Source organism: Halobellus ruber (assembly GCF_014212355.1).
Lineage (GTDB): Archaea > Halobacteriota > Halobacteria > Halobacteriales > Haloferacaceae > Haloquadratum > Haloquadratum rubrum.
The window spans coordinates 212,198-230,318 of the sequence record NZ_JACKXD010000005.1 but is presented as its reverse complement, the minus strand read 5'-3'; the positions used below and the strand labels follow the sequence as shown (position 1 = coordinate 230,318).

Annotated in this window: 15 protein-coding genes; 12 read left to right on the top strand and 3 right to left on the bottom strand. The window is 70.4% G+C overall.

Features of this window, described 5'->3' with window-relative positions; genetic code table 11:
• Positions 1-45: 45 nt before the first annotated feature.
• The 3 genes from mdh (at position 46) to H5V44_RS14270 (ending at position 4,009) form a co-directional block, all read left to right on the top strand.
• Positions 46-960: a malate dehydrogenase gene (mdh, locus tag H5V44_RS14280; RefSeq protein ID WP_185193809.1), complete on the top strand. Its 915-nt coding sequence runs from the start codon at positions 46-48 to the stop codon at positions 958-960.
• A gap of 117 nt (positions 961-1,077) precedes the next feature.
• Positions 1,078-2,265, top strand: a complete 1,188-nt coding sequence (locus H5V44_RS14275) for a hypothetical protein (protein ID WP_185193808.1) — start codon at positions 1,078-1,080, stop codon at positions 2,263-2,265.
• A 1-nt stretch (position 2,266) separates the two neighbouring features.
• A complete protein-coding gene (locus H5V44_RS14270) occupies positions 2,267-4,009 on the top strand; it encodes a hypothetical protein (RefSeq protein ID WP_185193807.1) in 1,743 nt (580 codons plus the stop codon).
• Between the two features lie 270 nt (positions 4,010-4,279).
• On the opposite strand, the gene H5V44_RS14265 is transcribed toward H5V44_RS14270, so the two are convergent.
• Positions 4,280-6,013: an excinuclease ABC subunit C gene (locus H5V44_RS14265; protein WP_185193806.1), complete on the bottom strand. Its 1,734-nt coding sequence runs from the start codon at positions 6,011-6,013 to the stop codon at positions 4,280-4,282.
• Between the two features lie 75 nt (positions 6,014-6,088).
• Between H5V44_RS14265 and H5V44_RS14260 the strand changes: the two genes are divergently transcribed.
• From H5V44_RS14260 to H5V44_RS14250, 3 genes are all read left to right on the top strand, one after another.
• The gene (locus H5V44_RS14260; protein WP_185193805.1) at positions 6,089-6,364 is read left to right on the top strand and encodes a hypothetical protein; all 276 of its coding nucleotides are present in this window, start codon (positions 6,089-6,091) and stop codon (positions 6,362-6,364) included.
• Positions 6,365-6,464: 100 nt separating this feature from the next.
• Positions 6,465-7,451: an ABC transporter ATP-binding protein gene (locus H5V44_RS14255; protein WP_185193804.1), complete on the top strand. Its 987-nt coding sequence runs from the start codon at positions 6,465-6,467 to the stop codon at positions 7,449-7,451.
• Positions 7,448-8,368, top strand: coding sequence for an ABC transporter permease (locus H5V44_RS14250; protein ID WP_185193803.1), 921 nt, complete (start codon positions 7,448-7,450; stop codon positions 8,366-8,368). Before H5V44_RS14255 ends, H5V44_RS14250 begins: the two co-directional genes overlap by 4 nt.
• 15 nt (positions 8,369-8,383) lie before the next feature.
• On the opposite strand, the gene ligA is transcribed toward H5V44_RS14250, so the two are convergent.
• Positions 8,384-10,504 (bottom strand): NAD-dependent DNA ligase LigA, encoded by a 2,121-nt coding sequence (ligA, locus tag H5V44_RS14245; RefSeq protein ID WP_185193802.1) that lies wholly within the window; start codon positions 10,502-10,504, stop codon positions 8,384-8,386.
• A 144-nt stretch (positions 10,505-10,648) separates the two neighbouring features.
• Here ligA and H5V44_RS14240 point away from each other — a divergent pair, with 144 nt between their 5' ends.
• The 6 genes from H5V44_RS14240 to H5V44_RS14215 all read left to right on the top strand — a co-directional run bounded on the left by H5V44_RS14240 (position 10,649) and on the right by H5V44_RS14215 (position 16,759).
• Entirely contained in the window at positions 10,649-11,854 is a 1,206-nt protein-coding gene (locus tag H5V44_RS14240) for a pyridoxal-phosphate-dependent aminotransferase family protein (RefSeq protein ID WP_185193801.1), read from the top strand.
• A gap of 67 nt (positions 11,855-11,921) precedes the next feature.
• A complete protein-coding gene (locus H5V44_RS14235) occupies positions 11,922-12,590 on the top strand; it encodes a cupin domain-containing protein (protein ID WP_185193800.1) in 669 nt (222 codons plus the stop codon).
• Between the two features lie 228 nt (positions 12,591-12,818).
• Positions 12,819-13,622 (top strand): SDR family NAD(P)-dependent oxidoreductase, encoded by an 804-nt coding sequence (locus tag H5V44_RS14230; RefSeq protein ID WP_185193799.1) that lies wholly within the window; start codon positions 12,819-12,821, stop codon positions 13,620-13,622.
• Positions 13,623-13,787: 165 nt separating this feature from the next.
• Entirely contained in the window at positions 13,788-15,137 is a 1,350-nt protein-coding gene (locus H5V44_RS14225; RefSeq protein WP_185193798.1) for an O-acetylhomoserine aminocarboxypropyltransferase/cysteine synthase family protein, read from the top strand.
• A complete protein-coding gene (gene metX, locus H5V44_RS14220) occupies positions 15,134-16,336 on the top strand; it encodes a homoserine O-acetyltransferase MetX (protein WP_185193797.1) in 1,203 nt (400 codons plus the stop codon). The genes H5V44_RS14225 and metX overlap by 4 nt, the downstream gene beginning before the upstream one ends.
• Positions 16,337-16,384: 48 nt before the next feature.
• On the top strand, positions 16,385-16,759 hold the full coding sequence (locus H5V44_RS14215) for a hypothetical protein (RefSeq protein ID WP_185193796.1): 375 nt from the start codon (positions 16,385-16,387) through the stop codon (positions 16,757-16,759).
• 18 nt (positions 16,760-16,777) lie between these two features.
• Here H5V44_RS14215 and H5V44_RS17305 read toward each other — a convergent pair whose 3' ends face one another.
• Complete coding sequence (locus tag H5V44_RS17305; RefSeq protein WP_221625754.1) at positions 16,778-18,112, bottom strand: cobyrinic acid a,c-diamide synthase; 1,335 nt, start codon at positions 18,110-18,112, stop codon at positions 16,778-16,780.
• Positions 18,113-18,121 lie beyond the last annotated feature (9 nt).

Sequence of the window (18,121 nt, the reverse complement as noted above, 5' to 3'; positions counted from 1 at the left end):
AGTTCCGAAGCGTTTAATCGGGTTCCGGCGCCTCACCTAGCCGATATGACGAAAGTAAGCGTTGTCGGTGCCGCCGGCACGGTCGGCGCCGCCGCCGGGTACAACCTCGCGCTCCGGGACGTCGTCGACGAACTCGTCTTCGTCGACATCCCCGACAAGGAAGACGAGACGATCGGACAGGCCGCGGACGCGAACCACGGGATCGCATACGACTCGAACACCGAGGTCCTGCAGGGCGGCTACGAGGACACCGCGGGGTCGGACGTGGTGGTCATCACCGCCGGGATCCCGCGGCAGCCCGGACAGACCCGGATCGACCTCGCGGGCGACAACGCGCCGATCATGGAGGACATCGGGTCGTCGCTCGCGGAGTACAACGACGAGTTCGTCTCGGTAACGACCTCGAACCCGGTGGACCTGCTGAACCGCCACCTCTACGAGGCCGGCGACCGCGACCGCCACCAGGTGATCGGCTTCGGCGGCCGGCTGGACTCCGCGCGCTTCCGGTACGTGCTGAGCCAGCGGTTCGACGCGCCCGTGCGGAACGTCGAGGCGACGATCCTCGGCGAGCACGGCGACGCGCAGGTCCCCGTCTTCTCGAAAGTCCGGGTCGGCGGCGCGGATCCCGACTTCGACGCAGACGAACGCGAGGGGATCCTCGGCGACCTCCAGGAGTCCGCGATGGACGTCATCGAGCGGAAGGGCGCGACGCAGTGGGGCCCCGCGACGGGCGTCGCCCACACGGTCGAGGCGATCCTCCGCGACACGGGCGAGGTGCTCCCGGCGTCGATCCCGCTCGACGGCGAGTTCGGTTACGACGACACCGCGGTCGGCGTCCCCGTCAAACTCGGTGCCGACGGCGTCGAGGAGGTCGTCGAGTGGGACCTCGACGACTACGAGCACGAGTTGCTGGACGAGGCCGCCGCGAAGCTCTCCGAGCAGTACGCGGAGATCGCGTAACCGACGGTACGAGCCCGCAACCCTCTGTCGAGCGTCGTCGGAGGGTCCGTTTCGGAAGTCGGGACCCCTCGTGACATCCCGCAGATGTTTTCACCGGGGCCGGATAGTGCACTGTGGATGCCGACACGTCGCCGTGCCCTGCTTCTCGGTGCGACCGCCGCGGTCGGGGTGGTCGGGCAGCGCTCCCGCGATCACACACACGCGGCGCTGTCGGACGATTCCGACGTGATCGATCGATTCGATCCGACCTGGCGAACGATGGCCGACAGTCCGTGGGGTGTCCGATGGGAGGTCGAGATCGAAGGGCGGCCGGAGATCGCCGCGGAAACGGCTCGCGGCTCGGTGGTCGTCGCCGGGACGCGATCCGGCGACGAGGACTCCCCGACGTGGCTCGCCGAGATCGACTCCGAGGGCTCGGTCCGAGTGGATCGGATGGTTCGTGACGACCCGGTGACCGGGCCTCCCTCGGCGGTGCTCCCGACGGCCGGCGGCACGCTGCTCGGCGGCCACGACGGGGACGACGCCGCCTGGATCGTGTCGCTGAGCGAGGAGGGCGAACCTCGGTGGTCGCGTCGCTACCGGCCGGACGGCGGGTCCGGCTGGTCGCCGCTGGCGCTCGTACCGACGATACGATCGTCGGACGCGGCCGCCTATACGCTCGTGTCCAAGCGCGAGTCCTCGAACGACTGGCGCGACTCGGCGTGGCTGCTGCAGTTCGGATCTGACGGCGACATCCGCTGGAACCGCACGTACGACGCCGACGTTCCGTCCCTCGACGCTGTGTACGCTCCGGACGGGTCGACGTTTCTCCTCGCAGGACAGTTGGCCGGACCCGGCGTCGACGGGTCGGCGGGTGTCCTCGCGATCGACAACGGCGGGGTCGCGTGGCGACGAACGTACCCCGCCTACTGGTTTTCGGACGTCGCTCCCGCCTCCGATGACGCCTCCGGGTTCGTCGCCGTCGGACACATCGATCGGGGCGATAGCGACAGCGTCGGCGTCGTCGCACGCTTGGGAGCGGGGGGGAGTGTGAACTGGTGGCGGACGCTTGCGTCCGAAGACGACCCCGTTGCCTGCAACGGGGTCCGGTCGACGCCGCGGGGATACCTCATCGGGGGGCTCGTTCGACGCGGGGAGCGCGACGACGCCCCGTTCGTCGGCACGCTCGATCCCGACGGCGATCGCGATCAGTGGTATCTGTTCGACGGATCACGGAGCGTGTGGCCGCTGTTCGCGTCCGATCGCCCTCTCTCCGTCGAGGAGACCGAAGACGGGTCCGTGATCCGGGCGTTCGGAGGGATCTGAGATGGCGAACGCGCTCACCAGCCTCGCGCGTATTGTCGTCCGATGGCTCCACTGGATCCCGAGCGTCGATCGCCTCCTGGGCGTCGTCAGCGGGACGATCCTCGCGTGGAACACCGTTCCGGGCCTGATCGCGACGACGACGCCCGGTGGGGCCGCGTCGCGGCTCGTCGGCGTCCAGCCGGGCGTGCTCGCATCCCTCGTCAGCCTCGGTTTGAACGTCCTACTTTTGGGCCTCGTCGTCGTCGCCTTCCTTCCGCGGGTGTACGTGGGACCCCTCCGGGAACCGATTCGGAGCCACTCGGTGGTTCGGCGGACGTTGGTGACGTACGCCTTCGCCGTCGGAACGGTCTACTACCTCTGGGGGTCGTCGGTCGGGACGTCGAGTCTCCCCGCCGGAGTGCCAGCGCCGCCGCAGTGGCTGTTGACCGTCGCCCTCTTTCTCGGAATCCCCCTCGCTGGGGTCGCGCTCTATCGGATCGGGTCGCGGCCCGTGAGCGATCCCGAGAGCCGATTCGTCCGACCCTTGGTCGGGCTCTCGACGGACGACGACGCCGCGGAGGCGTGGCGCTCGGAGTTCGGAGCGCTGGCGGCACGTCCCCGAATACGTCGGATCGCGTCCGTGATGGTGGTGATCGCGGGCACCAGCGTGTTCGTTATGCCCGCGGCGCTCCTCGGGGTCTTCGTCGGGACACTGAGCCTGTACTACCCGATCATCGAGGTCGTCGCGCTCGTCGGTACCGTCGGTAGCTGGGCGCTCCGGAGCGACCGTACGCCGACCCCCGATTCGGTGGTCGGCGACGGGTTCGCCGCCGCCACCGACGTGGATTCCTCGTTTTACCGACAGCTTCGAACGGCGGTCACGCCACGCGCGTGGGGCGTGTTCCTGCCGGTGCTTCTCGGCGTGCTCTTCGCCGTGGTCCCGTTACTGCTCTCCGGCGCTTACAACACGCCGGCCGGCGCGTTCAGGTCGGCGGGTCTCCGGGACGCGTACCGGTCGGTCGCCGAACTGCGGACGCTGGGGAGCGTGGCGTACGCGCTCGACGTCACGGGTGACGCCGCCGTCTGGGTTGCGCTCAGTGTCACTCCGCTCCTGGTGGTCTGCTACTGTCTGTGGTACTGGTTCCGTGTGGTCCGGCGCCTCCCCACGCTTCTGTACCACGCGGACGATGCCCCGGTTCGAGCGCGTCTCGGAGACGCCGCGGCGACGCCCACCGTGAGCCGGCCCCGCGGTGCGTTCCTCCCGCTCGCCGCCGTCGTCTGGGTGTGGTTGTCTCACCGGTTTACGCGGGGCGAGTCGTTCGTCCCAGTCCCGCCCGCCGAGGGCGAGTTCGGGTTCCTCCTGCTGTGGTCGATGGGCGTCGGCGCCCTCGGGTGGACCGTCTACGACGCGATGCGAAGCGAACCGAGCGTTCCGGACGGTCCCGTCCGGGAGCTCTACGTCCCGCTCGGCGTCCAGATCGTTGTGGTGACCGATATGGGGCTCGACACCATCGTCGAAGCCGGCAGCCTGCTCGCACTGTTGATCCTCTTCGTCGGTCTGTACTACCTCCCCGCGAAGGTGGAGACGCTCTTCGAGTTCCCCCGTTCTCGGCGTCTCCTCGTGTGCGGGGTCGTCGGAGCCGCGTTCTCGTTGTTGACGTCGGTGAGATACGACGTCAGCGCGAGTCTCCTCGCCGGCGCGGCGATATTCGCGACCTTCGCTCTCGGCGGAGAGTGGCACGAAATCGTCGAGGAAGGAAACTAACGGCGACAGTCCGGGACTCACTCGAGACAGTTCCGGGGAAAACGAGGTTGTGCCGCCGCGGGAGGACAGATGGGATCGGGATCGATCGCGTGAACTTCGAGGGCAAGCACACCAACTCCGTCCCGGAGAACCGTCCGAGGGCGGCGTACGTTTATCCGTGATGACGCCGCCAAACCTCGCGTGACGTAGACGGAGTCCCGCGCCGGGCAGCGATCGTTCGGCACGTCGGTGCGGGAGCGGCGCTGGTGCCGACTGTCAGCCCGAAGTCGCTCATAGCCGCTCGCGGATCGTCCGCGCGGTCTTCTCGCCGACGCCCGGGACGTCCGTCAGATCCGCGGCCGACGCCGACCGGACGTTCTCGACGCTGCCGAACCGCCGGAGCAGCGCCTCCCGGGTTTCGGGGCCGACACCGGGGACGTCTTCGAGGACGGTCCGGACGTCGTCGCGGAGGGTCTGGTGGTACTGGACGGCGAAGCGGTGCGCCTCGTCGCGGACCCGCTGGAGGAGATGTAACGCCGGATCGTCGCTGTCCCAGTCGTGGACGCCGTCGGGGGTAACCACGAGCTCCTGCTCTTTCGCCAGGGCGACCGCCGGCACGTCCCAGCCGGTCTCCGAGAGCGCGTCGCGGGCCGCCCCCAGCTGGCCGTCGCCGCCGTCGATCAAAAGCAGGTCCGGGTCGGGTCGGTCGTCGCGGCCCGCCACGGCGCGTTCGGCCCGCCACCGGAGGAGCTCCCGCATCGACGCGTAATCGTCGTTGCCGTCGGAGAGTCGCTTCCGGCGGTACTCGGACTTCTCGGCCGCCCCGTCGGCGAAGCAGACGTCGCTCCCGACGACGGCGTCACCGCCGGCGTGGCTCACGTCGAACCCCTCGATCCGGTCAGCGGAAGCGAGCCCCAGTGCGTCCGCCAGCGCCCCGACCTCGTCGTCGCGCTCCGGGCCGCTCCGGGCGTTCTTCAGCGCGAGATCCACCAGCTTCGCCTCCCGTCCGGCGCCGGGAACGCGGACCTCGACGCCCTGGGCGTTCAGCCACGCGACCACGTCGCTGTCGTCCGGCCGCTCGGAGGTGAGGATCGCGTCCGGGAGTTCGCGTTCGGCGTAGTACTGCGTCAGAAACGCCGTGAGCACGGCCGCCGACCGCTCGCCGCCCTCGGGCGCGTCGAGCCGGTGCCGCGAGCGGTCGACCAGCTGGCCACGCTCGCTGTGGAGCCGTGCGACAGTCGCGGTGTCGCCCTCGACCGCGACGCCGAGTACGTCGACCGCACGCTCGTCGGTGCGGGCGGAGACGGCCTCCTCGCCCGCGCCGTGGAACGACTCGACCGCGTCGAGCCGGTCCCTGAGGTTGGCGGCGCGCTCGAACTGCTCTGCCTCCGCGGCGGTCGCCATCGCGTCCCGGAGCGGGTCCGCGAGCACCCCGGTCTCGCCCTCGAAGAACCGGACCACTGATTCGACGTCGTCGCCGTACGCCGAGTCGTCGATCTCGCCGGTACAGGGGGCGGTACACAGCCCGACCTCGTAGTCGAGACACGGGCGGTCGCGGCCGGCGTACTTGTGGTCCGAACACCCGCGGAGGCCGTAGGTCTCCCGGAGCGCTTTCACGACCGTCTCGACCCGGCCCTTGTCGGTGAACGGGCCGAAGACGGTCGCACCGGGGTCGGGATCGCGGGTGATTTCGATCCGGGGGATCGGGTGGTCGGTGAGCTGGACCAGCGGGTAGGACTTGTCGTCCTTCAGCCGGACGTTGTACCGCGGCTGGTGACGCTTGATCAGGTTCGCCTCGAGCAGCAGCGCCTGCGTCTCGGTATCGGTGACGGCGACGTCGATCTCCTCGGCCCGGGCGACCATCCGCCGGATCCGTTCGCCCCGCGGGTCCGCGTACGACCGGACCCGATCGCGGAGGTCGACCGCCTTCCCGACGTAGAGGACGTCGTCGCCGTCGAGGAACTGGTAGACGCCGGGGTCGGTCGGTAGCTCCGCGGCGCGGTCGCGGAGGTCGCTTCGGTCCATCGGCTCGATGTAGCCCCCCGAACGGCTTGAGCGTGACGCGGTAGCTACAAGCCACGCCGCGACCGAGGGAGGGGTATGACCGACGCGGACGCCGTCCGGTGTTGGCTCGTCGAACGGACGTACACCGACCGCGGGCTGGTGGATATGACCTACGCGACCCCCGACGGGTCGCGGGCCCACCGGCGGCAGGTGTCGACGGCGGTGATGCGACAGCGCGGCGCCGAAACCACGGCCGCCGTCGAGGTCGAGGCGGCCGAGTTGGAGTCCGTCGACGACGCCGATACGCGGGAGCGGTACGCGGCGGAGGCCGAGCGGATGCGGAACCGCCACGACCCCGGCGAGGAGGTGTGAACGCGACACCGTCCCGAAACCGAGCCGAGCGGCCGTCAGGGAGTCTCAGACCTGATTCTCGCACCAAACGCTTTATGCCTGAACCTGACAACCCTCGGGTATGGCCGCCATCGAACTCGACGGAGTGACGAAGCGGTTCGACGACGTCACCGCCGTCTCGGACCTCTCTTTGACCGTCGAAGAGGGGGAGGTGTTCGGCTTCCTCGGCCCTAACGGCGCCGGGAAGTCGACGACGATCAACCTCCTCCTCGACTTCGTCCGTCCCACCTCGGGGACGGTGACCGTCCTGGGGCACGACGCCCGCGAGGAGAGCGTCGCAGTGCGGGAACGCACCGGCGTCCTTCCCGAGGGGTTCGACGTGTACGACCGGCTGACCGGCCGCGCACACGTCGAGTTCGCGGTCGACTCGAAGGAGTCCGACGCCGACCCCGACGCCGTGTTGGAACGGGTCGGCCTCGCCGACGCCGCAGACCGGAAGGCCGGCGGGTACTCGAAGGGGATGCGCCAGCGGCTCGCGCTCGCGATGGCGCTTGTCGGCGACCCGGACCTCCTGATCCTCGACGAGCCCTCCTCGGGGCTGGACCCCGCCGGCGCGAAGGAGATGCGGGAGATCGTGCTCTCGGAGGCCGGCCGCGGCACCACAGTGTTCTTCTCGAGCCACATCCTCGAACAGGTCGAGTCAGTCTGCGACCGGGTCGGCATCCTCCGCGCCGGCGAACTCGTCGCCGTCGACTCCATCGACGGGCTCCGGGCGGCGTCGGACGCCGACGCGACGCTTCGGATCTCCGTCGGCGCGGCGGTCGACGACGGCCTGCTCGCCGAGATCCGTGGGTTGGCCGGCGTCAGCAGCGTCGACCGCGACGGCGACGTGCTCCAGGTGGGGTGCGACAGCGACGCAAAGACGACTGTCGTCACTACCCTGGAGGACGACGGCGTTCCGGTCGAGGACTTCAGCACACAGGAAACCTCGCTGGAGGACCTGTTCCTCTCGTACACCGAGGCCGAGTCGGCGGAGGAATCGGTCGACGGCGACGAAAAGACCGCCGAGACGGACGGCGAGACCGGAAGCGCAGAGGTGTCCCGATGAGCTGGCAGGCCGTCGCCCGCAAGGAGTTCCGCGACGCGATCCGGTCGCGGTGGCTCCACGGGTCGACGCTCTTTTTCGCGCTGTTCCTCGGTGGAGCCGCCGCGCTGTTTTTCGGCGTGCTCATCGGGCCGGAAGGCCGACAGGTATCGAACCTGTTCGGCTTCTTTGCCAATCTCGGGGTGTTCAGCTTCTCGTTCCCCGGACTGCTCGCCTTGGTTCTGGGGTTCATCGCGCTGTCGACGTCGTACGGCTCGATCACCGGCGAACGCGAGACGGGGTCGATCAAGCTCCTGCTGTCGCTGCCGAACTCCCGGCTCGACGCCGTGGTCGGGAAGTTCCTCGGCCGGTCGGCGGTGGTGGTCGCCGCCTTGCTAGCCGGGTTCCTGTTCGTGTTCGTCGTCCTCGTCGCGACCGGAACCCGGTTGCAACTCGGCTCCTTCGTGCCGCAGGTCGCGCTCACCGCCCTGTTGGGGATGGCGTTCGTCTCGATCGGCCTCGGAATCTCCGCGCTCGCGGGCTCGAACCGCGAGGCCACGCTCGCGACGATGGGGCTGTACCTCATCTTCGCGGTGCTTTGGGGGTCGGTCTCCGAGGGGATCCCGAAGCTCATCAACTACGCCGCAGAGCAGATGGGGGTAGGCGGCGTCTCGGAGCTCACCCGGGTGAAGCTCGGCGTCTTCCTCAAATACCTGAACCCGCTGAAAGCGTACGAAACGCTCGCCGCGGAGCTGTACTACAGCCCGGCGCAGGCGCGGCTGGTGAGCGCGACCTTCGGCGAACAGACCGTGCTCGGGCCGGTGTTCCAGGAGTCGATCCCGTTTTACTTCTCGGGGGGGTTCCTCTTCGTCGTCCTGCTTCTGTGGATCGTCCTCCCGGTCGCCGTGGGGTACTGGGCGTTCGAGCGCGACGACCTGTAGAACCCGTTCGACGTCTCACGCTGATTCCTCGGGCGGGTAGTCGATCCCGCGGTCGGCGAGCAGGTCGGCGAGGGCGTCCTCGTCGAGGGTCGGGACGTCGTTGTCGGCGGCGTCGTCGCGCTTCGTTCGACCGGGGTTGCCGCCGACCACCAGGTAGTCGGTGTTGCCGGAGACGCTGCCCGTAACCGTGCCGCCGTGGCGCTCGATCAGGTCGGCCGCGGCGTCCCGCGTCACCGACAGCGACCCCGTGAAGACGAACGTCAGCCCGTCGAGGGCGTCGCCCGCGTCGGTCTCGACCGGCTCGGGCTCGACGCCGGCCTCGCGGAGCCCCGCGATCACCGAGCGGTTCCGGTCGTTGTCGAGGAACTTCCGGATCCGTTCGGCCACGGTGGGGCCGACGTCGTCGACCGCCTGGAGTTCCGCCTCGGTCGCCGACAGCACGCTGTCGAGGTCGCCGAACTCGCGGGCGAGGTTCCGGGCGGTGCTCCCGCCGACCTCCGGGATCCCGAGCGCGACGAGGAAGTCCGGGAGCGGCGGCGACCGCGCGGCGTCGACCGCGTCGATCAGGTTCTCGGCGCTCGTCTCGCCCCACCCGTCGAGGTCGACGAGGTCGTCGACGTCGAGCCGGTAGAGGTCCGGTAGCGAGGAGACGACGCCGACGTCGACGAGTTGCTGTACCCGCTCCTCGCCGAGCCCGTCGATGTCGAGGGCGTCGCGGCTGCCGTAGTGGACCACGGCGCGGACCAACTGGGCGTCGCACGTGAGCCCGCCCGAACAGAACGCCAGCGGCCCGTCGCGCTCGACGGGGCTGTCGCAGACCGGGCAGGTCTCCGGGAAGTCGAAGGTGCCGTCGGCGCGGTGCTCGGTGACCTCCGCGACCTCCGGGATCACGTCGCCCGCACGTCGGACCCGGACCTCGTCGCCGACACCGACGCCCAGCCGCTCGATCTCCTCGGGGTTGTGGAGCGACGCCCGCGAGACCGTCACCCCGCCGACGTCGACGGGATCCAGCAGTGCGACCGGGGTGAGCCGTCCGGTTCGGCCGACCTGGACGACGATGTCGGTGACGCGGGTGACGGAGGCCCGCGGCGGGAACTTGTAGGCGAACGCCCACCGGACCGCCCGGGCGGTCGCTCCCAGCCGCTCGCGGGCGTCGCGGTCGTCGACCTTGATCACGGTCCCGTCGATCTCGTAGTTCAGCTCCTCGCGATCGGCGAGCAGGGCGTCGCGGTAGTCGATCGCCGCCTCGACGGAGTCGACGACGTCGATCCGGTCGGCGACGTGGAACCCCCACTCGCGGAGCCGATCGAGTGCGACGCGCTGTGAGGGCGGCATCGCGCTGGCGTCCAGGATATCGTAGACGAAGCAATCGAGCGGGCGGTCGGCGACGACCGAGGGGTCGAGCTGCCGGAGCGTCCCCGCGGCGGCGTTCCGGGGGTTCGCGAACGGCTCCTCCCCTCGCTTTACCCGCTCGCGGTTGTGCTCCTGGAAGGCGTCCCGGGGGAAGAACACCTCCCCACGGACCGCCAGCCGGTCCGGCGGGTCGCCGGCGAGCGAGAGCGGGACAGAGCGGATGGTTCGAACCTGCGCGGTCACGTCGTCGCCGTACTCGCCGTCCCCGCGGGTGGCCGCCCGGACGTACGCCCCGTCCTCGTAGACGATCTCGACGGAGAGCCCGTCGAACTTCGGCTCACAGACGTAGTCGGCGTCGGCGACCGCCTCCCGCACCCGGCGGTCGAACTCCCGGAGATCGTCGGCGTCGGTGGACTGCTGGATCGACAGCATCGGCGCGACGTGTTCGACCGTGTCGAGCTCGTCGAGCGGCTCGCCGCCGACGCGCTGGGTGGGGCTTCCGTCGGTCGAGAGGTCGAACTCGTCCTCTAAGGCCTGGAGCCGCGCGAACAACTCGTCGTAGGCGCGATCCGAGACCAGCGGGTCCGCGTGGACGTAGTACCGCCGGTCGTGTTCGCGGATCGCGGCCCTGAGGTCTTCGGCCTCGGACTCGGCGGCCTCGCGGGACAGCGATTCCACGGGGTCGAAATCGAGGTCGGGGTCCCGGAGGTACGGGTTGTCGGGGTCGGCGTGTTTCGGGTCGGTCCCACTCTCCGTGCGCGGGGGCGACGGCTCGTCGCTCATCTACGAGAGGCCTCGAACGGCGCGGAGTTAGGTGCTTCGTCGGGCGGTCGTGGCCCGCGTCCGGTCCGATCGCAACCCGGACATGTGAACCGTATTTTATCCCGAACCCGTGCCGCTTATGCCCCAGCACCGCAATCCCGGAGTATGGACGAGGACTTTCTCCTCCTCAATCCGGGCCCGGTTCCGGTCACCGACGAGGTGTCGGCCGCGATGGACGAGCCGATGGTGTCCCACCGGTCGGCGGCGTTCGAGGCGGTCTACGAGCGCGCACAGGACGGCCTCGAGTACGTCTTCGAGGAGTCCACGCTCGACGGGACCGCGACCGCGACCGACGCGGGGGGGACCTCGCTGCTCCTCAACGGGACCGCGTCGATGGGGATGGAGGCCGCGGTCGCGAACCTCGTCGGGTCTGGGGAGCACGTGGTCGCCCTGGTCAACGGGAAGTTCGGCCGGCGGTTCGCCCGGATCGCCGAGCGGTACGCCGACGTGACCCGCGTGGAGGTCCCGTGGGGCGACTCGATTCCCCTCTCCGACGTCGACGCCGCCCTCACCGACGACACCGACCTGGTGACGATGGTCCACAACGAGACCAGCACCGGACTCCTGAACCCCGTCGCCGGCGTCGGTCGGATCGCCGACCGGTACGACGCCCGGTTCGTGGTCGACGGCGTGACCTCGATCGGCGGCGACGTGTTCTGCGTCGATCCCTGGAACGTCGACATCGCGATCACCGACGCACAGAAGGCGCTGGCGGCGCCGCCGGGGATCAGCGCGATGTACGTGACCGGCGAGGTCGTCGACGATCTCGACGGTGAGTCGGCGCCGTTCTACGAGGACCTGGAGTGGCACCTCCGGAAGGCCGAGTCCCACCAGACGCCCTTCACCAGCGCCGTGCCGCTGTTCCGCGCGATGGCGGTCGCCGTCGAGGACATCGTCGCGGAGACGATGCCCACACGGATCGCCCGCCACCGCCGACAGGCCGCGGCGTTCCGCGCGGGCTTCACCGGGATGGGGCTCGACCTGTTCGCGAACGCCGAGGACGCCACCGTGCTCTCGAACACCGTGACGGCGGTGTCGCTCCCGGACCCGGTCCGGGGTGACGACGCCGACGCCTTCTTCGACGGCGTCGACGCCCGGAACGTGAGCATCTCCGGCGGTCAGGGGCACCTCGGCGGCACCATCTTCCGGGTGAGCAATATGGGGGGGCTCCCCGATTCGGCGATCCTCCGGGGCGTCCGGGTCGTCGGCGAGGCGATGGCCGACGCGGGCGTCGACGTCGACGTCGATGCCGGGCTGGCGGCCGCACGCGGCGAACTCAACCTTGCCGAAACCGCGCCCGCCGACGACTGAGGCTCGACAACCGCTCGGGACTGCTCCGGGGAGACGAGGTTTTTGTGCTCGGAACCGAACCGGAGGTGTGTCCACCTACGTCACCGGTCGCACGCTCGACAGCAGCGGCGACCCGATCCCCGGGACGGGGTTCGAGGTCGAAGCGGGGAGTTGGCTCGAAGACCGACTGGGCGAACGGGCCGGCCCGATCACCTCCCACCCGACCCGGTCGGTCTGGGGGATCCCGCTGTCGGGTGAGGATGGGCCGATCCGGACGCTCAGCGTCTTCGGTGCGGGGTACGACGGCCCGCCGGCTCACTACCACGAACGGAGCGTCGAACTGTTCGCGGTCGAATCGGGGTCGCTGACGGTGACGCTCGACGGCACGGAGCGGACGGTCTCGGCCGGCGAGTCGGTGACCGTCGACACCGGCGTCGTCCACTCGTTTCGGAACGGGACCGACGAGCGGGCGCTCGTAATCACGGAGATCCGCTCGCCGGGGCGGCTCCGCCAGGTCCTCCCGACGCTCGGCGGACTGGCGCACGACCAAACCCGGGATGCGGACGACCCGCTCCAGCAGGCGCTCGTCGCCGACGCGCTCGACGGAAACACGACGTTCGTTCGCGGTGAGGGGATCGCGGGCGTGGCAGCGGACGCGCTCACGCCGCTGGCCCGAGCCGCTGGCTACCAGGGCGCGTACGCGACGTATCTACAGCCGGCGTTCTGGCGGGCACACGTCGAACAGCCCGGGACCTGACGCCGGAGCGGGCCATCCGATCGCCACCGCAGCGGCCGGGGCGGGCGGCACTCGACGGAGCGGCGGCCGCGCCCGCAGGCGGTTCTGACCCCGTGCCCCTCCAAACAGTTATGCTACCGCCGTCTCACGTGTCAGTGAGATGTCTAAGAGAGCTGACAGCGGGGAGAGCACGCCGAAGCGGGGGGGACACGGAAGCCGGACCGAGGCCACACTGACGGGCCGTGGACGATGGACGTAGCCGAGCGGATCGCAGTGGTCACCGGCGCAACGAGCGGGATCGGGAAGGCGACCGCACGGCGGCTGGCCGCCGAGGGGAGCCACGTGGTCCTGCTTGCGCGGACCGACTCCGACCTCGAAGCCGTCGCCGAGGCCATCCGGGCAGAGGGCGGGACGGCGAGCGTGTTTCCGGTGGATCTCGCCGACCGGGAGGCGGTCGAATCCACCGCGGCAGAGATCAGGTCGGCGGTCGGCGATCCGGACATCCTGGTCAACAGCGCCGGCATCGGCGACTGGGTCGCGCTGTGGGAGGCCGAGTCCGGCCAGTTCGAGCGGATTATGGCGGTGACCGTCTTCGGCGCGTACAACCTTGCAAGGCAGTTCCTGCCGTCGATGTTGGAACGGAACCGCGGCTACGTCGTCACGATCGAATCGCCGGCGGCGCACGGCCCGATTCCGGGCGCGACCGCGTATCAGACCGCGCGCTACGCGCTCCGCGGCCTGAGTGAGTCGCTCCGGGTCGACCTCCACTCGACCGGCATCGGCGTCACGAGCGTCATCCCCGGGGTCGTCGACAGCGAGTACTTCGAGCGCAACGACGGGGTCGAGGAACGGTTGCCGGGGACGGCGAAGAGCCTCGACCGGCTCGATCCGGCGACGGTCGCCGACGGCGTGCTCGAAGGGATCCGGGGCGAGAAGAACCGGGTGTACAAGCCGGAGACCCTCCGGCTGCTGGTCCTCGCCCGACGGCTGTTCCCGAACCGGTTCGATTCCTACACCGCGGAACGGAGCTGGCAACCGTCGAGGTCCGAGTAGGGGTTACGGGGTTCGTATCGCCCTCCTGGGATCGTCGGTGCCGCCGGGTCGTTGAGACCGTAAGCCGTACGACCCCTCTCCCGGCCACGCGTCCCGTCGCCGCCGTTGCCCGAGCCGTAACCGCCGGTTATAAGTTTCCCAGCGAATATGCATAATACACATAGTATGGCCGATGGGTTCCACACCCGGAGTCTGCACGCCGGGCAGACGCCGGACGAAGCGACGGGGGCGCGTGCGCCGCCGATCTACCAGACCACCTCCTACGTCTTCGAGGACGCCGACCGCGCGGCCGACCTCTACGCGCTGGAGGCCGACGGCGACGTCTACTCCCGGATCTCCAACCCCACGACGCGGATCCTGGAGGGCCGGCTGGCCGCCCTCGAAGGGGGAACCGCCGCGGTCGCCACCGCTTCGGGGATGGCGGCGCTGGACGCCGCCACGAGCGTGCTGGCCTCCGCAGGCGACAACGTCGTCGCCTCCGCGGATATGTACGGCGGGACCGCGACCTACCTCACGAAGATGGCCACCCGCCGCGGCGTCGACGTCCGCGTGGTCGACACCCTCGATTACGACGCCTACGAGGAGAAGATCGACGAGGACACCGCCTACGTCCACGTGGAGACGGTCGCGAACCCCTCGCTGAAGACCCCCGACTTCGAGCGCCTCGCGGCGATCGCCCACGAGGGCCGGGCGCCGCTCGTGGTCGACAACACGTTCGCGACGCCATATCTGTGCCGGCCGATCGAACACGGCGCCGACGTCGTCTGGGAGTCGACCACGAAGTGGATCCACGGGTCGGGGACTACCGTCGGCGGCATCCTCGTCGACGGCGGCACGTTCCCCTGGCAGCACGCCGACTACGACGAGTTGTCGGGAGAGAACCCCGCCTTCGACGTGGACTTCGTCGAGCGGTACGGCGACGCCGCCTTCGCCAACGTCGCCCGCCAGCGCGCGCTGCGCACGCTCGGCAACCAACAGTCGCCGTTCGACGCCTGGCAGACCATCCAGGGGCTGGAGACCCTGCCGCTCCGGATGAAGCGGCACTGCGGGAACGCCCGGGAGGTCGCCGAGTTCCTCCGGGACCACGACGGCGTGGCGTGGGTGTCGTACCCCGGCTTCGAGGACCATCCGACCCACGACAACGCCACCCGGTACCTCGGGGCCGACGACGGCGGTAGAAACGAATCGACGGCCGCGGCCGGCGCCGACGTCGGCGGCTACGGCGGGATGGTCACCTTCGGGCTGGCCGGGGGGTACGAGGCGGCAAAGCGGACGTGCGAGGCGACCGACCTCGCCTCCTTCCTCGCGAACATCGGGGACGCGAAGACCCTCATCATCCACCCGGCGTCGACGACCCACGCCCAGTTGAGTGCGGAGGAACAGCGCGCCGCGGGGATCTCACCCGAGATGCTCCGGCTGTCGGTCGGGATCGAGGACGGCGACGACATCGTCACCGACCTGGATCGGGCGATCGAGGAGGCGACCCGGGCGGTGGGGGGAGGGGAGCGCGGATGAAGACCGACAGCGGGACCGTCGACCTCGGCCGGTTCGACTTCGCCGCCGGCGACGAGATCGGGAGTTTGGAAGTCGCCTACGAGTCCTACGGCGAGTTCGACGGCGATAATGCTGTTCTGGTCTGTCACGCCCTCACCGGCAGCCAGAACGTCGCGGGCTACGGCTCGGAGACGGCCGGCCAGGCGCGGGCGTGGTGGAACGACATCGTCGGCCCGGGGAAGGCCATCGACACCAACGACTACTACGTCGTCTGCGCGAACGTTCCCGGGTCCTGTTACGGCACCACCGGCCCGCCGTCGACCGACCCCGAGGGCGATATGTACGGCACCGACTTCCCGCCGGTGACCGTCGGCGACTGGACGCGCTCCCAGCGGCTCCTGCTCGACGAACTCGGCGTCGGCCGGCTCCACGCGGTCGTCGGCGGCAGCGTGGGCGCGATGAACGCCCTCGATTGGGCGAAACGCTACCCCGACGACGCCCGGTACGTGGTGTCGGTCGCGGGCGCCGCACGCCTCGACGCGCAGTGTCTGGCCCTGGACGCCGTCGCCCGCCGGGCGATCACGTCCGACCCCGACTGGAACGGCGGCGACTACTACGACACGGACGCCGAGCCGACCGACGGCCTGGCGTTAGCCCGCCAGATCGGCCACGTTATGTACCTCTCGAAGGCGTCGATGGAGGGGAAGTTCGGGCGGCGCGCCGCCGGCCGCGACGCCCAGCGGGACTCCTTTCCCTCGGATCCCGCCGCCGCCTTCTTCCCGTACCGCGACGTGGAGTCGTACCTCGATTACCAGGCCGAGAAGTTCGTCGACCGGTTCGACGCCAACTCGTATCTCTATCTCACCCGCGCGATGGACGATTACGACCTCGCGGAGGGGTACGAGGACGACGCCGCCGCGGTGGCGGCCTTCGAGGGCGAGGCGCTCGCGATCTCCTTCACCGGCGACTGGCACTTCACCACCGAACAGTCCGAGACCGTCGCCCGGGCGTTCCGGGAGACGGGGATTCCCGTCGCCCACCACGTCGTCGAGTCGGATCACGGCCACGACGCCTTCCTGGTGGAACCCGAGAAGGTCGGCCCGCCGCTCCGGGACTTCCTCGACGACGGCGTCGACGGCCGCTCGGTCCACGACACCGACGAGGCGACCGATTCCGGCGGCGACTTCGCGCCGGTCCACGCGTCGCTGTTCAGCCGGTAACGCGCCGGAACCCGAACGCATTTTCCGCTCCGCGCCGTCGGTCGGCGTATGCGATACACCGACCTCCTGGCCCGACTCACGGGGCTGGGTGTCGCCGCCGCGGGCGCCGCGCTCGCCGGCAACACGGTGCGCGTCGCGGTGCCGGGCGGCCTCCGAGGCGTCGACGCGGCCGCGCTCGGCTCCCTCCCCGCCCCGGCGGCCGTCGTGGTCGTCGTCGGCGTCGCACTCGCTGTCGCCGGGGTCGTGGTCCTCCTCGGCCGCGGGCGGGCGGTGGCGGTCTCCGTCGGCGGGGTCGCCGCCGTGGTCGCTGCGGCGTCGCTGGCGCTCGGGGTCGGATCCGCAGTCGTCGTAGTCGGCGTCGGCGCCGTCGCGCTCGCGCTCCTCCTTGCGGGGGCGGCGACCGGCGGACGGGTCGCCGCGTGACCCGGCTGCGACCGTCGACTACTCCGCGGCGGCCCCGATCCGGTCGAGGAAGGAATCGAACGCGCCGCTCTCGGGGTGGAGGTGGCAGTAGGTGCCGAGCGTTCGGTACTCGGTGAGGCCGTCGCGCTCGTCCGTGATCCCCGATCCGCGGCGGACCTCGAACGCGAACCGGGCGTCGGCGCCGACGTCGGCGCTGGAGTAGTGGAACTCGTGGCCGCGACGGGTCTCGCCAGCCCCCGCGGAGAGGGTGTCCCGTTCGGCCCGGAGTTCGACGTGGTCCAGCGCCTGGTAGCGGTCGTGCATTCGGACGTCGGCGGGGAGCACACCCGCCATCGCGTGGGTGTCGCCCTCGGCCGTCGTCAGCGACTCCGAAAGCGCCATCAGCCCGCCGCACTCCCCGAAAATCGGGAGTCCGTCAGCCGCCCGCGCCGAGAGGGTCGACAGCGCCGGACTCGAAGCCAGCGCCGGGCCGTGGAGTTCGGGGTAGCCGCCCGGGAGGTAGACCCCGTCACACGCCGGGAGGTCGTCGCCGGCGACCGGCGAGAACGTGACCACCTCGGCGCGCTCCCGGAGGCGTTCGAGCGTGGCAGGGTAGACGAAGGCAAACGCCGCGTCGCGGGCGACTGCGACGGTCGGGCGGTCGCCGGTCGGCGCGGCGCGGTCGGCAGCGGGGCGTAGCTTCGGATCCGGCGCCGCCGGCGACCTCGCGGCGTCGAGCAAACGGTCGGTCCGGAGGTGTTCGGCGGCCGCATCCAGCGCGTCCGGGTCGAGCGGCGACTCCGCGCCCATCTCCAGTCCGAGGTGTCGGTCCGGGATCGCAAGATCCGGGGTCGGCGGGATCCGCCCGAAGTACTCGAGCCCGTCGGGGAGGGCGTCGCGGATCCCCTCGGCGTGGCGGCCGCCGTGGGCCCGCTGGGCGATGATCCCCGCGACCTCGACGTCGACGCCGGCGTGGGCCGCGTACTCGCGGAAGCCGTGGGCGGTCGCGGCGACGCTCTCCATCCCGGCTTTGGCGTCGACAACGAGCACGACCGGGAGATCCAGCGCTTCGGCCACCATCGCGGTGCTCGATGCGTCGCCGTCGTACAGTCCCATCACGCCCTCGACCACGCAGACGTCGCCGTCGCCGCGGGCGTAGTTGCGGCGGAGCCCCTCGGTGCCCTCCAGCCACAGATCCAGCGTCCGCGAGGGCCGGCCGGCGACCTGCGCGTGGTGGCTGGGGTCGATGAAGTCTGGGCCGGCCTTGGCGGGTTGGACGTCGTATCCCGCGTCCTGGAACGCCCGGACGACGGCGAGCGTGGCGACGGTCTTGCCGACACCCGACTGGGTGCCGCCGAGCACGATGCCGTTCATTCGGTCGCT

Excerpts from the sequence above, each read along its gene's own strand:
- metX (WP_185193797.1), top strand. The coding sequence starts at position 15,134 with ATGAAGACCGACAGCGGGACCGTCGACCTCGGCCGGTTCGACTTCGCC.
- H5V44_RS14225 (WP_185193798.1), top strand. The coding sequence starts at position 13,788 with ATGGCCGATGGGTTCCACACCCGGAGTCTGCACGCCGGGCAGACGCCG.
- H5V44_RS14265 (WP_185193806.1), bottom strand. The coding sequence starts at position 6,013 with ATGGACCGAAGCGACCTCCGCGACCGCGCCGCGGAGCTACCGACCGAC.
- mdh (WP_185193809.1), top strand. The coding sequence starts at position 46 with ATGACGAAAGTAAGCGTTGTCGGTGCCGCCGGCACGGTCGGCGCCGCC.
- H5V44_RS14270 (WP_185193807.1), top strand. The coding sequence starts at position 2,267 with ATGGCGAACGCGCTCACCAGCCTCGCGCGTATTGTCGTCCGATGGCTC.
- H5V44_RS14215 (WP_185193796.1), top strand. The coding sequence starts at position 16,385 with ATGCGATACACCGACCTCCTGGCCCGACTCACGGGGCTGGGTGTCGCC.
- H5V44_RS14275 (WP_185193808.1), top strand. The coding sequence starts at position 1,078 with ATGCCGACACGTCGCCGTGCCCTGCTTCTCGGTGCGACCGCCGCGGTC.
- H5V44_RS14240 (WP_185193801.1), top strand. The coding sequence starts at position 10,649 with ATGGACGAGGACTTTCTCCTCCTCAATCCGGGCCCGGTTCCGGTCACC.
- H5V44_RS14250 (WP_185193803.1), top strand. The coding sequence starts at position 7,448 with ATGAGCTGGCAGGCCGTCGCCCGCAAGGAGTTCCGCGACGCGATCCGG.
- H5V44_RS14260 (WP_185193805.1), top strand. The coding sequence starts at position 6,089 with ATGACCGACGCGGACGCCGTCCGGTGTTGGCTCGTCGAACGGACGTAC.
- H5V44_RS14255 (WP_185193804.1), top strand. The coding sequence starts at position 6,465 with ATGGCCGCCATCGAACTCGACGGAGTGACGAAGCGGTTCGACGACGTC.
- ligA (WP_185193802.1), bottom strand. The coding sequence starts at position 10,504 with ATGAGCGACGAGCCGTCGCCCCCGCGCACGGAGAGTGGGACCGACCCG.
- H5V44_RS17305 (WP_221625754.1), bottom strand. The coding sequence starts at position 18,112 with ATGAACGGCATCGTGCTCGGCGGCACCCAGTCGGGTGTCGGCAAGACC.
- H5V44_RS14230 (WP_185193799.1), top strand. The coding sequence starts at position 12,819 with ATGGACGTAGCCGAGCGGATCGCAGTGGTCACCGGCGCAACGAGCGGG.